This window comes from Nonomuraea sp. NPDC059023 (genome assembly GCF_042740095.1).
Classification (GTDB): Bacteria; Actinomycetota; Actinomycetes; order Streptosporangiales; family Streptosporangiaceae; genus Nonomuraea.
Map to the genome: position 1 here is coordinate 14,438 of NZ_JBHYIO010000030.1, position 12,756 is coordinate 27,193.

Annotated in this window: 15 protein-coding genes; 9 read left to right on the forward strand and 6 right to left on the reverse strand. The window is 71.1% G+C overall.

Going from position 1 to position 12,756, the window contains the following annotated elements:
* Positions 1 to 38: 38 nt before the first annotated feature.
* Together ACFWYW_RS39640 and ACFWYW_RS39645 are read left to right on the forward strand one after the other, a co-directional pair.
* Positions 39 to 1,280 (forward strand): YibE/F family protein, encoded by a 1,242-nt coding sequence (locus ACFWYW_RS39640; protein WP_379617395.1) that lies wholly within the window; start codon positions 39 to 41, stop codon positions 1,278 to 1,280.
* Positions 1,281 to 1,375: 95 nt separating this feature from the next.
* Entirely contained in the window at positions 1,376 to 1,885 is a 510-nt protein-coding gene (locus tag ACFWYW_RS39645) for a hypothetical protein (protein WP_379617393.1), read from the forward strand.
* Between the two features lie 63 nt (positions 1,886 to 1,948).
* On the opposite strand, the gene ACFWYW_RS39650 is transcribed toward ACFWYW_RS39645, so the two are convergent.
* A complete protein-coding gene (locus tag ACFWYW_RS39650) occupies positions 1,949 to 2,533 on the reverse strand; it encodes a TetR/AcrR family transcriptional regulator (protein ID WP_379617391.1) in 585 nt (194 codons plus the stop codon).
* A gap of 90 nt (positions 2,534 to 2,623) precedes the next feature.
* On the opposite strand from ACFWYW_RS39650, the gene ACFWYW_RS39655 reads away from it, so the two are divergent.
* Positions 2,624 to 3,520 (forward strand): TIGR03620 family F420-dependent LLM class oxidoreductase, encoded by an 897-nt coding sequence (locus tag ACFWYW_RS39655; protein ID WP_379617389.1) that lies wholly within the window; start codon positions 2,624 to 2,626, stop codon positions 3,518 to 3,520.
* On the opposite strand, the gene ACFWYW_RS39660 is transcribed toward ACFWYW_RS39655, so the two are convergent.
* Complete coding sequence (locus ACFWYW_RS39660) at positions 3,517 to 4,248, reverse strand: DUF427 domain-containing protein (RefSeq protein WP_379617387.1); 732 nt, start codon at positions 4,246 to 4,248, stop codon at positions 3,517 to 3,519. The two genes, ACFWYW_RS39655 and ACFWYW_RS39660, sit on opposite strands and share 4 nt — an antisense overlap.
* Positions 4,249 to 4,289: 41 nt before the next feature.
* Positions 4,290 to 4,874, reverse strand: coding sequence for a hypothetical protein (locus ACFWYW_RS39665; RefSeq protein ID WP_379617385.1), 585 nt, complete (start codon positions 4,872 to 4,874; stop codon positions 4,290 to 4,292).
* 130 nt (positions 4,875 to 5,004) lie between these two features.
* On the opposite strand from ACFWYW_RS39665, the gene ACFWYW_RS39670 reads away from it, so the two are divergent.
* Complete coding sequence (locus ACFWYW_RS39670; protein ID WP_379641225.1) at positions 5,005 to 5,964, forward strand: response regulator transcription factor; 960 nt, start codon at positions 5,005 to 5,007, stop codon at positions 5,962 to 5,964.
* Here ACFWYW_RS39670 and ACFWYW_RS39675 read toward each other — a convergent pair.
* Positions 5,953 to 6,381: an ATP-binding protein gene (locus tag ACFWYW_RS39675; RefSeq protein WP_379617379.1), complete on the reverse strand. Its 429-nt coding sequence runs from the start codon at positions 6,379 to 6,381 to the stop codon at positions 5,953 to 5,955. The two genes, ACFWYW_RS39670 and ACFWYW_RS39675, sit on opposite strands and share 12 nt — an antisense overlap.
* A 161-nt stretch (positions 6,382 to 6,542) precedes the next feature.
* Here ACFWYW_RS39675 and ACFWYW_RS39680 point away from each other — a divergent pair, with 161 nt between their 5' ends.
* From ACFWYW_RS39680 to ACFWYW_RS39695, 4 genes are all read left to right on the forward strand, one after another.
* Positions 6,543 to 7,010 (forward strand): adenylyltransferase/cytidyltransferase family protein, encoded by a 468-nt coding sequence (locus ACFWYW_RS39680; protein WP_379617377.1) that lies wholly within the window; start codon positions 6,543 to 6,545, stop codon positions 7,008 to 7,010.
* 141 nt (positions 7,011 to 7,151) lie between these two features.
* Positions 7,152 to 8,327, forward strand: coding sequence for a threonine--tRNA ligase (gene thrS / locus ACFWYW_RS39685; RefSeq protein WP_379617375.1), 1,176 nt, complete (start codon positions 7,152 to 7,154; stop codon positions 8,325 to 8,327).
* A gap of 102 nt (positions 8,328 to 8,429) precedes the next feature.
* The gene (locus ACFWYW_RS39690) at positions 8,430 to 10,394 is read left to right on the forward strand and encodes a TRAP transporter permease (RefSeq protein ID WP_379617373.1); all 1,965 of its coding nucleotides are present in this window, start codon (positions 8,430 to 8,432) and stop codon (positions 10,392 to 10,394) included.
* Positions 10,391 to 11,335 (forward strand): TAXI family TRAP transporter solute-binding subunit, encoded by a 945-nt coding sequence (locus ACFWYW_RS39695; protein WP_379617371.1) that lies wholly within the window; start codon positions 10,391 to 10,393, stop codon positions 11,333 to 11,335. The genes ACFWYW_RS39690 and ACFWYW_RS39695 overlap by 4 nt, the downstream gene beginning before the upstream one ends.
* On the opposite strand, the gene ACFWYW_RS39700 is transcribed toward ACFWYW_RS39695, so the two are convergent.
* Entirely contained in the window at positions 11,311 to 11,454 is a 144-nt protein-coding gene (locus tag ACFWYW_RS39700; protein WP_379617369.1) for a hypothetical protein, read from the reverse strand. The genes ACFWYW_RS39695 and ACFWYW_RS39700 overlap by 25 nt on opposite strands.
* Between ACFWYW_RS39700 and ACFWYW_RS39705 the strand changes: the two genes are divergently transcribed.
* Positions 11,449 to 11,883 carry a hypothetical protein gene (locus ACFWYW_RS39705; RefSeq protein ID WP_379617367.1) on the forward strand — a complete coding sequence of 145 codons (435 nt, stop codon included), beginning with the start codon at positions 11,449 to 11,451 and terminating at the stop codon, positions 11,881 to 11,883. The genes ACFWYW_RS39700 and ACFWYW_RS39705 overlap by 6 nt on opposite strands.
* On the opposite strand, the gene ACFWYW_RS39710 is transcribed toward ACFWYW_RS39705, so the two are convergent.
* Positions 11,778 to 12,749, reverse strand: coding sequence for a magnesium transporter CorA family protein (locus ACFWYW_RS39710; RefSeq protein ID WP_379617364.1), 972 nt, complete (start codon positions 12,747 to 12,749; stop codon positions 11,778 to 11,780). The genes ACFWYW_RS39705 and ACFWYW_RS39710 overlap by 106 nt on opposite strands.
* Between the last annotated feature and the right edge of the window lie 7 nt (positions 12,750 to 12,756).

Genomic DNA, 12,756 nt, shown 5'->3' on the forward strand with positions numbered 1-12,756 from the left:
GCGGAACCCCCTTTCCCGCTGAGGAGAAACACCCGCCCATGGGCGCCAACCACTCCCACGGCCCCGCCGTACCCCCGTCGAAGAGAGCCGTGCTGGCGGCGCTCGCCGTGCTGGTTCCGCTGGCGGTCGCCACCGTCGCCGCGCTCGTGTGGTTGTGGCCCTCACCTCCCGAGGCGCCCGCCTCGCCGGACGGCGGCCTGGCCCGCTACACCGCCACCATCCAGGCCATCACCCTGACCCCGTGCCCGGAGGAACCGCCGGTCGACGGCGGTCAGAAGCTTCCCCCGCCCGACCCCGCCAGCTGCGGCGACGCCGTGGTCAAACTCACCAGCGGCCCCAGCCTCGGCAAGGAGACCAAGCTCCAGCTGCCCAGCGGGCCCGGCGCCCAGATCTTCCACGCCGGCGACGACGTCATCGTGGTCTACGCGCCCGAGCCCACGCTCGACGTGTCGCCGTACCGCCTGTCCGACCATGACCGTTCGACGCCGCTGTGGTTGTTCGGCGCCGCGTTCGCGCTGGCCGTCGTGGCGTTCGGCCGATGGCGGGGGCTGAGCGCGCTGTTCGGGCTGGGGGTGACGTTCGCGGTGCTCCTGCTGTTCGTACTGCCCGGCATCCTGGACGGCAAGCCGCCGCTGCTGGTGGCGATCGTGGGCTCTGCGGCCATCATGCTGACGGTGTTGTTCCTGACCCACGGCTTCTCCCTGCCGACCGCGATGGCCGTGCTGGGCACCCTGACCAGCCTGGTGATCACCGGCGCCCTGTCGTACGTCTCCCTCGACCTGGCCCACCTGGCCGGCATCACCGACGAGGCCGCCTTCAACCTCGCCATGAGCTACGACATCGACACCCAGGGCCTGCTGCTGGCCAGCATCATCATCGGCTCCCTGGGCGTCCTGGACGACGTCACCGTCACCCAGGCCGTGACCGTCGCCGAACTCTCCCAAGCCAACCCGGGCTACGGCTTCCGCCGCCTGTACCGCGCCGGCGGCCGGGTCGGCAGGGCCCACATCGCCTCGGTCATCAACACCATCATCCTGGCGTACGCCGGGGCGTCGCTGCCGCTGCTTCTCCTGATCAGCGTGGGACGGGAGCCGCTGGGCCAGGTCCTCACGAACCCGGTGATCGCGCAGGAGATCGTCCGCAGCGTGGTGGGCACGCTGGGCCTGATCTCGGCCGTCCCGATCACCACCGCGCTGGCCGCTCTGGTGGCCCGCCGTACCGCCGACCCCTCCCCGCCCCAGCCCCCACGCCGCGCCCGGCACGCCGCCCACCACCCTTAGGAGCCGCACCCGCACGATCGAGGCGTCGGCCTCTGCATTGGCATCTCCGCCTGACCGGCGTCTGCCTGGCGCGAACCGGACCTATGATCGGGCAGATGGAAGATCACGCGCCCCTGTTCCTGCTGGCGGGCGCGCCGGGCGCGGGCAAGACCACCCTGCTGCCCCACCTGCTGCGAGCGGGGGACGGCCTGGTCGTCATGGACATGGACGAACTGCTGGAGGACGGCGCGCTGATCGGCGTGCCCATCGCCGAGCCCGGGGCCGCACCGGTGTGGCCCGCCTACGACCGGATGTGGCGGCGCATCGTGACCATGGTCCGCCGGTCGGGGCACCCGGTGCTCCTGCTGTGCCCGATCCCGTCCCCCGACGAGCTCCCGCCCGGCGCGCGATGGGACGCTCCGCTGCACTGGGCCCTGCTGGACTGCCCCGACGAGGTACGGCACCGCCGCCTGCGGGCACGCTCATGGGACCGGGAGTGGACAGCGGACGCGATGGCGGACGCGGCGGCGGGCCGGGCGATGATGCCGCTGGTCTTCCAGTCAGAGGACGCCGCCGTGCTGGCCGCGAAGATCGTCGCCTGGACCCGCCACGAGACTCTTTCGTGATCGGCAAGAACTAGACCCAGTTCCCTGGGCGACCACAACGACGACGGGGGCCGCCCCCACCGGTCAGCTCCGCGCATGGTCGGGAAGCGCGTCAGGTTCTCGGGTCGCGTTCGGGTTGCCGGTGCGGAGGCCGTCGAGGGTCAGGGTGAGGAGGCGGTCGGCGCGGGCCGGGCCGGGGGCGGACTGGGCGATGCCGGCCGTCAGTTCGACCAGGTCGGTGAAGTCGACGTCGGGACGCAGGCAGCCCTCCCGCTGGGCGGGCAGCAGGAGGCGGTCGGCGGCGGCGCGGAGCATGGCCCAGCAGTCCACGCCGGCGGCCGTGGTGGGGAGCATCATGCGCGCGCCCAGGCCCTTGTCGGTCATGGCGTGGCGGGTCAGCAGGCGTAGCCAGGCGATGAGCGCCTCGCCCGGGGGCTTGGCCGCGGCCAGTTCCTCCGACTGCTCGCACAGCCTCGACAGGCGGCCCTTGAACACGGCCGCCAGCAGCGCGTCCCGCGTGGGGAAGTGCCGGTAGAGGGTGCCGGGACCGACGCCGGCGCGCCGGGCGATCTCGTTCAGGGAGGCGTCGGGACCCTCTTCGGCGACCACCGCGATGGCCGCCGCCACCAGCAGGTCGCGGTTACGGCGGGCGTCGGCGCGCAAGGTCACGGGCACCTCCGGGCGAGTTGAAAGCGGAGAACTTCTCCGATTATAGTCCCGCAGTATCCGGAGAGGTTCTCCGGATGGAAGGGAAGCATCATGACGGACCACGGCCTCGGCAGGATCGGCGTCTGGACCTTCGCCTTCGACGGGCACCCCGCGTCGGAGGTACGCGAGGCGGCGGCCGAGATCGAGGAACTGGGGTACGGGACGCTGTGGTTCGGCGAGGCGTTCGGGCGCGACTCGGTGAGCCAGTCGTGGCTGCTGCTGTCGGCCACGCGGCGGATGACGGTGGCCGCGGGGATCGCCAACATCGCGCTGCGCGACCCGATCTCGATGGCCGCCGCGGAGCGGGCGATCAACGAGGCGTACCCGGGCCGGTACGTGCTCGGCCTCGGCGGGCACCGGATCAGCGACGAGCCGATCAAGATGGACGGCTACTCCATCCCCAGCAAGGGCAGGGCGGTGGCCTCCATGAGCGCCTACCTGGACGCCATGGACGCGATCCCGCTGGTGTCGGCGGCCTCGCCGTACCCGCCGAGGAGGGTGCTGGCGGCGCTCGGGCCGAAGATGCTGGCGGTGGCGGCCGGGCGCACGCTGGGCGCGCACCCGTACTTCGTGCCGGTGGAGCACACCGCGCGCGCCCGGGAGGCCATGGGGCCGGACGCGCTGCTGGCGGTCGAGCAGGCCGTGGTGCTCGACACGAACGTGAGCCGGGCGCGCGAGGTGGCCAGGGAGCACGTCGGCTTCTACGCCGCCGCCGCCCCGCACCAGATCGCCAGCCTGCGGCGGCTGGGGTACGGCGAGGACGAGATCAGCCAGGTGGGGGACCGTCTGGTGGACGCGATCGTGGCCTACGGCGACATGGCGGCGATCGAGAAGCGGGTGCGCGAGCACGTCGACGCCGGGGCGGACCATGTGTGCCTGCAGGTGCTCACCGCCCGTCCCGGCGAGATGCCGCGTGCCGAGTGGCGGGAACTGGCCGCGCTCTCCTAGGAGAACGGCGTCTTGGGGCGGTCCTGGAGCACCTCGTCCACGTAGATGTCGAGCTTCTCGTTGTAGAAGGAGATCAGGCCGGCGACCCGTTCGCTCTCCGGCAGCGGAGTCCGGTAGGACCAGGCCAGGTCCTTGCTCCCGTTGACCGTCCAGTACTCGGCCGTGCCCTTGTACGGGCAGCTCGTGGCCGAGTCCGTGTGTTCCAGCAGGTCGAGGCGGACGTCGGTCTTGGGCAGGTAGTAGCGGGCGGGCAGCCCGGTCTCGAACAGGATCATGGCGTGGGTGGAGTCGGCCACCGTGACGCCGTCCACCTCGACCCTGATCCGGCGGGAACTGGGCAGGATGTCCACGCGGGTGTACGGGTCGCGCGGGTGCACGTACACCTCCTCGTCCTCTTCGAACCAGGCGTCCATGGAGTCCCAGTCGAGGCGCACGTGCCCGCGCAGTTCCTCGATGGGCGAGTCCGGATAGGTGAGGGCGGCGTTCTCGGCGACCTTGCCCCCGGCGCTCACCGCGTGCACGACCGCCTCGCCCCGGCTCGGCGACCGGCTGGTGGCCCCGCTCGCCTTGAGCGCCCCGGAGGCCACGTCGTCGAGCGGCAGATAGTACGTCGGGTAGTGCGGGCTCTCCCAGACCAGCAGGGCCCTGGTGGTGTCGGCGACCAGTTGCCCACCGAGGTAGGCGCGTACCCGCTTGGCCGTCGGCTCGACTCTCAACCGGCTCTTCATAGCTGCGGCAACCGTACGCACCGCCCCGCTATTCCGGCCGATCACAGACCGAACGCGGTCAGGGTGGCCAGGGTGGTGGTCAGGCCGATGGCGGCGCCGGCGCCCACCTGGGCGGGGGTGTGGTGGGTCAGGCGTACCCTCGCCCAGCACACCAGCGCCACCACCGCGCCCCCGATCAGCACGGTCGGTACGGCGGGCAGGACGTAGGCCATGACGACCACGGTGCCCGCGCACACGGCGGCGTGGAAGGAGATCTTCCAGCGCAGCGTGATCGGGACCGTCACCGCCAGCGCGGCCAGCATCGCGGTGACGGTCGCGACCAGCAGGGTCGGGGCGCCCAGGGCGACGAGGAGGATCAGCGCGGCGGCCACCGCCGCCACGGCGCTGAGCAGCGGCCCGGTACGGCGGGCCCGATCGACGATGTGGTGGGAGTCCAGGCGGCCCGATCGTACGCCCGCGGCGATCACCGCCGCCGGGACGCCGCCGCACAGGGCCGCGGCGAGCACACCCCACGCGGCTCCCTCCCAGCCCGAGGAGACCAGGCCCACCAGCGGCGGCATCGCGATGACCAGGACCTGCGGCGCGAGCAGGTCGGTCACCTTCCGGGCGACGAGATCGGCCGTCATGCCAGTGATCATGACATGACGGCCGAATCGGTCTTCGGGCGGGGCCGGGGGGTTTCTGGAGACTTGGGGAAACCGATGCCGAGTGCGCAGCACAAAAGCTCATGAATTCCGCCCAGTGGTATAAAGAGCCGTGGCCGAGATCCCCCTGCTGCAGGCGTTCGCCGAGGTCGGCTACCAGGTGGCGGGCGGAGGCGGCGCCCACGGGGCCATGGCCGCGCTGCGCCGGGTCGTCCCCGTCGACGCCTACGAGTTCGTGGCCTACGACCCCGACACCGGACGCCACCGCAGCGTCGTCTCCAGCGGCCACGAGCGCATCGACGGCGACGCCGCCGAGGAGTGCGCCGCCCTCGACGCCTACAAACGCGCGATGGCCGCCCGCGCCCCGCTGGCCATGCCGGATCCGGGCACCCGCCGCTACTTCCGCCGCCACCTGGAGCCCTACGGCTGGCGCGCGGGCCTGACCGCGCCGCTGTTCCTGGCCGAGGGCCGCTACACCGGCCTGCTCCACCTGGCCTACCGCCAGGCGCCGCCCGAGGCCGCGGGCACGCTGGTCGAGGCGGCGGCGCCGACGCTGGCCCACGTCACGGACCTGTCGCGGTGCGTGGTCACGCCCACCGCGCCGCCCGCGGGCTACCGCGCCGTCGCCTTCGACCGGGCAGGGGTACGGCGGGCCGTACCGGGAACCGAGCCCTCGCCCGCCCTGTACGGCGAGCCCGGCCTGGCCGCCTTCGCCCGCGCCTTCATCGACTCGCGCGAGCTGAGCAGGCGCGGCCTGTGGCTGGACGCGGCCGGCCAGTGGCGCGACGTGCGCGTGATCAGGGCGGGGGTCGGCTTCCAGGGTTCCTTGCAGGGGGCGGTGGTCGCCGAGCGGCCGTGCGGCCTGCCGTACGAGCTGACCGGGCGTGAGGTGGACGTGCTGACCCGCGTGGCCGCGGGGGACTCCAACCCGCAGATCGCCGCGGCGCTGGTGCTCAGCGTGCGGACGGTCACCACGCACCTGGAGCACATCTTCACCAAGCTCGGCTGCGACAGCCGCACCCGGCTGACGACCAAGGCGCTGGCCGAGGGGTTGTGCCGGTTAGACCTGTAGCGCCCAGACCGCGGGGACGGTGACCTGCAGCAGTTCGAACCAGACGCAGTTGGCCCCGTTGGAACGTTCGAACCCCCAGCGGTGGCTGAGCGCCTCCAGCAGCGGCAGGCCCCGCCCGCTGGTGGTCAGCCCACCGGCGCGGCAGGCGCACGGCGGCGCGTCGGAGCCGGCGTCCTCGACGCACACCCGCACCAGGTCGCCGGTGGCCCGCACGCTGACGGTGAACGTGCCCCCGGCGCCCGACTGGGTGTGCAGGACGGCGTTGGTGGCCAGTTCGCTGGTGAGCAGCACGGCCTCGTCGTGTAAAGGGTGATCGCGCCCGATCGCGCTGGTCACGGCGTTCCTGGCCCGTGCGACCTGGGCCGGCGCCCCCGGTAGCCGGACGACCAACTGGCTGTGAAAGTCCGGCGCTGCCATGGCGACCTCCCCGAATTCGCTGACGTCATGAGACGCGCGAGGAGGGGGTCGCAGATTATCGCGAAAAGGTAGGAATGCCCTTTCCCATGGTCGCCTGCGCGGCCGTTTGCCATGACCAAGTACGCTGCGATCGACGAGTCCGCCGACGGAGGAGAGCACGGGTGAGCAGCCTCGAGGCCGTGTGGGTGCGACCCTACGACCAGCCGGGCGCGGCGTACGTGACCGGTGTGTTCGACATCCTGCACGTCGGCCACGTGCGCTATCTCGACGCCGTGGCCGCCCGCGGGCTGCCGCTGGTGGTCGGCGTCGAGGACGATCCCCGCGTACGCGCGTGGAAGGGACCCACGCGCCCGGTCAACCCCGCCGCCGAGCGGGCCGAGGTGCTGGCCGCGCTGCGCTGCGTGAGCGGCGTGTTCGTGGTGACCGGCCCGCCGGAGGCCCACGGCCCCGAGGACTACATCGACCTCATGGCGCCCATGCGCCCCGGCGCGCTGGCCCACACCGCGGGCGACCCGCACGCGGGCGGCCGGTGCGCGGCCGCGGCGCTGCTTGGCGCCGAGTGCTGGGAGCTGGAGGCCATCCCCGGCCGCTCCACCACCCGGATCGTGAATGCGGCACAGGGACGCTGATGCTACGGTGACCCTCATGCAGCGCGTTCACGTCACGACGACGCCGGACCCCGTCCCGGCGCGCTGATTCCTGCTCTCCGGGCGAACGCCCGGAGACGCGCTCGAAGGTCGTTCGCCCCCTTTCCACTCAGGGGAACCACCATGAACGATCACCGCAAGCTCGGCCGCGAACTCGCCATCTTCGGCACCGACCCGCTCATCGGCTCGGGACTGCCCTACCTGCTGCCCGCGGGCGCCGCCGTCCGCAAGGCCGTCGAGGACTACGTCCACGAGCTCGAACGCCGCAACGGCTACCAGCACGTCAACTCGCCCGTCCTCGGCAAACAGGAGCTCTACGAGCTGTCGGGCCACTGGTCGCACTACAGCGAGGACATGTTCCCGCCGATGGAGGTGGGCGGCGAGCGCTTCGTGCTGCGGCCGAGCCTGTGCCCCCACCACGCGCTCATCTACCGCTCGCGCCGGCGCAGCCATCGCGAGCTGCCGCTGCGCCTGGCCGAGCTGGGCGGGCAGTACCGCTCGGAGATGTCCGGCGTGCTCGGCGGCCTGAACCGGGTGCGCTCGATCCAGCTCAACGACGGCCACGTGTTCTGCCCGCCCGAGCGGGCCGCCGCCGAGGTGTCGGCCGCGCTCGACCTCATCGAGGCCGCCCACGCCCAGCTCGGCATCAAGGCCGCCCGCTACCGGCTGTCGCTGGGCGGCGCGTCGGGCAAGTTCGTCGACGACCCCGCGCTGTGGGCGAGCTCGGAACGGGTGCTGCGCGAGGTGCTGCACGCGCGCGGCCGGTCCTATGACGAGGAGTACGGCGAGGCCGCCTTCTACGGCCCGAAAATCGACATCCAGATAGCCGACCCGGCGGGCCGCGAGTCGACCCTGTCCACCGTCCAGGTCGACCTCTACATGCCCGAGCGCTTCGAGCTGTCCTACGTGGGCGGCGAGCGCCCCGCCATGGTGCACCGCAGCGTCGTCGGCGGCATCGAACGGCTGCTGTCGCACCTGGTCGAGGCGCACGGCGGCGCGCTGCCCGCCTGGCTGGCACCGGTGCAGGCGATGGTGGTGCCGCTGTCGGAGGCGGAGCTTCCCGCCGCCCACGACCTGCTGCGGCGCTGCGTCGAGGCGGGCCTGCGGGCCGAGCTGGCCCACCCGGACCGCGGCAGCCTCGGGGCCAGGATCCGGGCGCATCGGCTGGTGCCGTACCAGCTGGTGGTGGGGCCGCGCGAGGCGGCGGAGGGATCGTGCGCGGTGCGACGGCGCGACGGCGGTCAGGAGGGAAACGTACCCGTCGCCGAGCTTGCCGCGCGTTCCCGCCCGATTTTCTGACCGCTGAATTATCGTCGAGAAATCAATGAGATAACGGACCCTTCCCAGGGACCTAAACAGGCTCGTAAAGTCCCCCCAACGCCATGTCGGGGAGGCAAGAACGTGACCGAAGTAAGTGACAAGCGTGCCGCCGAGTTGGTCTCGGCCGCGGAGGGGGAACGTCCGGCCCGTGAATTGTCCGGGCCGTTACGGCTCGGCGTCTGGATCATCGGCGGCCTCCTGTCGGCCTACTCCCTCGTCGTGGTCTTCCAGCCGGTGGAGCCGGTGCAGCACCGGATGACGTTCCTGGCCGTGGCGCTGCCGCTGGTCTTCCTGCGTTACCGCTCCGGCCTGGTCTCCCTGGTGCGGCGCCTGCGCGGGCAGGAGCCTCCTGAGCAGCAGCGCGGCGAGGCGCCCACGATCATCGACTGGGTGCTCGCGGCGCTGTCGCTCGGCGTCCTGCTCTACCCGCTGCTCGACATCGACGCCTTCCGTGACCGCGGCTCCAGTTCCAACCTCAGCACCTGGGACATCATCGGCGGGCTGGGCCTAACCGTGCTGCTCCTGGAAGCGGTACGCCGCACGGTCGGCAGCGCGCTCAGCATCATTTGCGGAATTTTCCTGGTATACGCCTACCTCGGAAACTATTTGCCGGTCAGCTGGCCGATCGGGCACCGCGGATTCGACCTCGGCCAGATCATCTCCCAGCTCTACACCGGCACAGAAGGATTCTTCGGCGTCCCGATGCAGGTGGCGGCCAGCTACATCATCCTTTTCACGATCTACGGCGCGGTCCTCGACTACTCCGGCGCCAGCAAGTTCTTCATCGACCTGAGCTTCGCCGCCTTCCGCAAGTCACGTGCCGCCCCCGGCCGTACCGTCACCACCGCGGGATTCCTGCTCGGCACCGTCTCCGGCTCCGGCACCGCCACCACCGTCAGCCTCGGCAGCGTGGCCTGGCCGGTGCTCAAGCGGGCCGGCTACCCCCGCGAGGCCGCGGGCGGCATCCTGGCCGCCAGCGGCATCGGCGCGATCCTGTCGCCGCCCACGCTGGGCGCGGCGGCCTTCATCATCGCAGAGCAGCTCGGAGTCAGCTACCTGACGGTGCTGCTCTACGCGACGATCCCCACGATCCTGTACTACCTCGGCATCTTCCTGGCCATCGAGATCGACTCGCGGCGGTTCGGCACCCACGCCGTCGAGGTGGACGCGCCCAAGGCCGGCAAGCTCATGCTGCGCTTCGGCTACCACTTCAGCTCGCTCATCCTCATCATCGTGCTGATGGCGCTGGACCGCTCGGCCTTCCAGTCGGTCGTCATCGCCACCTTCGTCGCCTTCGCGCTGTCCTTCCTCGACCCCGCCCACCGCATGGGGCCCAAGCGCGTCGGGCAGGCGCTGGCCAAGGGCACGCTGGAGGTGCTGCCGGTCACCGCGGTCTGCGCGGCGGCGGGCATCATCGTCGGCGTCATCACCCAGACCGGGCTCGGGCTCAACCTCAGCTCGATCATCGTGGACGTGGCCGCGGGCAACCTGATCTTCACCACGATCATGGCGGGCCTGGCGGTCATGCTGCTGGGCCTGGCGGTGCCGGTGACCGCGAGCTACATCATCGCCGCGGTCATCATCGCCCCCGCGCTCATGACGCTCGGCGTCGACAAGGCCGAGGCGTACATGTTCATCTTCTACTACGCGGTGCTGTCGGAGGTGAGCCCGCCCACGGCGCTGTCGGCCGTCGCGGCGGCGGCCATCACCGGCGGCAACACCTATCGGACGATGATGATGACCTGGCGGTACACGCTGCCCGCCTTCCTGGTGCCGTTCGCCTTCGTGCTCACACCGAACGGGCAGGCGCTGCTGGCCCAGGGGCCGATCGGGACCATCCTGGCGCTGACCGCCGTCTCCGGGGTCGCCGTCCTGGCGCTGGCGATGGCCACCGGCGGCTTCACCGGATGGCCCGAGCGCGTGATCGCGGCGGGCGCCGGAATCCTGCTGCTCTTCCTCGAACCTGTCCCGATCGTCGCCGGATTCGCGGTTCTGGCCGTGGCGACAGCCGTACATCTCATTCGAAAAAGGAGAACACCAGCGTGAAACGTGTGCTCATCACCCTGGCGGCGGCTGTCGTGGCGCTCGCCGCGGCCGCGGGCTGCGGCGGCGGCAACAGGTTGTCCATCGCCACCGGCGGCACCACGGGCGTCTACTACGTCTACGGCGGCGGCCTGGCCAAGCAGATCCAGGCCAACGTCGCCAACACCCAGGCCACGGCCTCGGTCACCTCGGCCTCGGTGGAGAACATCAAGCTGCTGGCCACCGGCAAGGCCGACATCGGCTTCTCCCAGACCGACACCGCGGCCGACGCGGTCAACGGCGTCGGCTCGTTCACCGAGAAGCAGCCGATCCAGGCGATCGCCCGCATCTACGACAACTACGCGCAGGTCGTCGTCGCACCCGGCGTGGCCGCCACCAAGGTCGCCGACCTGAAGGGCAAGCGCGTCTCGCTCGGCCCGCCCAACTCCGGCACCCAGGTGATGGCCCGCCGCATGATGGAGGCGGCCGGGCTCAACCCCGACAGCGACGTCACCAAGTCGCAGCTGTCGATCAACGAGTCGGTGCAGGCGGTCAAGGACGGCACCATCGACGCCTTCTTCTGGGTCGGCGGCGTGCCCACCGCCGGAATCGTGGACCTGGCCAACAGCAAGCCGGACATGAAGATGCTCGACACCAGTGACGTGCTGGGCGGCATGCAGACCAAGTTCGGCAAGCAGTACGTGACGCTCGACGTGGACCTGGCGGGCTCCTACAAGCTCACCGGCGCGATCAAGACGATGGCCGTCGGCAACGTGCTGCTCGTGCCGGACAAGATGGACGAGCAGCTCGCCTACGACATCACCAAGACCCTGTTCGAGAAGAAGGCCGAGCTGGTCAAGGTGCACTCGGAGGCGAACAAGCTCGACCCCAAGCTCGGCCAGCAGGTCGAGCCGGTCGTGCTGCACCCCGGCGCGGCCCGCTACTTCAAGGAGACCCAGGGCTGATCAGGCTCCTGCTCGCGCTGCTCGCGGCCCTGGCGCTCGGTTCGGGCGCCGCCGCGGGCGGCCCCGCCGTCCACGGCCTGGCCCTGGGCCGGGGCGGCTTCGCCCTGACGTACGTGCACTCCGTGTACCACGCGCCCGCCGCGGAGATCTTCTCCGTGGCGGGCCGCCGTTTCACCATGCGCGCGGTGATCTCCGAGAGCGCCGGCGTGCTCGACTACTACGCCCTCGACGGCACCCGCTCGCGTACCGAGGGCGGCCTGTGGGTGCTGCGCCTGGCGGCGCCGGTCACCTACGACGGCCTGGACCTGATCGCCAGCCCCGTCGGCCGCCGCACGCTGGTGGCGGGCGGCCGCTGCCTGCCGCTCTACCCCGCCTCCGGCTCCACCCGGGTACGGCTGGCCGTCGGCGCCACCCCGCCGGGCGGCCCCGCCGCGGCCCCGTGCTACAACCAGTCCTTCTTCTTGAAGACGGTGTACAGAGCCACCGAGGCCCCCGCCACGACCATGGTCGACATCCAGAAGCCCCACGGCCGGCCCTCGCCCGGATAGGGCACGTTCTGCCCGTAGAAGCCGGTGATCGCGGTCGGGACCGCGATGATCGCCGCCCACCCGGTCAGCCGCTTCATGATCTCGTTGAGCTTGAAGCCCTGCTGGGCCAGGTGGGTCTCGCGCAGGTTGCTGATCAGCTCGCGCAGCGAGTCGACCCAGTCGGTCACGCGCAGCACGTGGTCGTAGACGTCCTGGTAGTAGGGGCCCATCTCGGCGTTGACCAGGACCTGCCGGTCGCGGCGCACCAGCGTCGAGAGCACCTCGCGCATGGGCAGCGTGACCTTGCGGAAGCGCACCATGTTCTTGCGCAGCCGGAACGTACGCCGCTGCAGCTCCCGGTTGTTGCCGCTCTCGCCGAACAGCGCGTCCTCCAGTTCCTCGACCTGGCCGTCGAGCGTCTGCACCAGCTCGAACTGCCCGTCCACGACGTAGTCGAGCAGCCCGTGCAGCAGGAAGGCCACGCCGTGGCGGGCGGTGTGCTCCCCGCTGGCGTCCCAGCGGGCGACCACCCCGTCGATGTCGAAGCGGTCGTTCTCCCGTACGGTCACCAGCGCGTTCTTCGTCACGAAGACGTTGATCTCCACCGGGTCGAGATCGCCCTCGTCGTCCAGGTAGATCCCGTACACGGTGATGAACAGGTGGCTGTCGTAGACGTCGAGCTTGGGCCGCTGGTGGTCGTTGAGCACGTCCTCCACGGCCAGCTCGTGCAGACCCAGTTCCTCGCTGATGACGCCGAGCTGGCCGGGGGTGGGGGAGCACAGGTCGAACCAGACCACGCAGTCGTCGTCGCAGACGTACTCGGAGACGTCGGCGATGGGGAAACCCTTCTTCACGACGACGCCGTCTTTATACAACCGGGTGCGCATTTACCGC

Bases quoted from the DNA above. Each gene is read 5' to 3' on its own strand.
- ACFWYW_RS39640 (WP_379617395.1), top strand. From the start codon at position 39: ATGGGCGCCAACCACTCCCACGGCCCCGCCGTACCCCCGTCGAAGAGA.
- ACFWYW_RS39645 (WP_379617393.1), top strand. From the start codon at position 1,376: ATGGAAGATCACGCGCCCCTGTTCCTGCTGGCGGGCGCGCCGGGCGCG.
- ACFWYW_RS39655 (WP_379617389.1), top strand. From the start codon at position 2,624: ATGACGGACCACGGCCTCGGCAGGATCGGCGTCTGGACCTTCGCCTTC.
- ACFWYW_RS39660 (WP_379617387.1), bottom strand. From the start codon at position 4,248: ATGAAGAGCCGGTTGAGAGTCGAGCCGACGGCCAAGCGGGTACGCGCC.
- ACFWYW_RS39665 (WP_379617385.1), bottom strand. From the start codon at position 4,874: ATGACGGCCGATCTCGTCGCCCGGAAGGTGACCGACCTGCTCGCGCCG.
- ACFWYW_RS39675 (WP_379617379.1), bottom strand. From the start codon at position 6,381: ATGGCAGCGCCGGACTTTCACAGCCAGTTGGTCGTCCGGCTACCGGGG.
- thrS (WP_379617375.1), top strand. From the start codon at position 7,152: ATGAACGATCACCGCAAGCTCGGCCGCGAACTCGCCATCTTCGGCACC.
- ACFWYW_RS39710 (WP_379617364.1), bottom strand. From the start codon at position 12,749: ATGCGCACCCGGTTGTATAAAGACGGCGTCGTCGTGAAGAAGGGTTTC.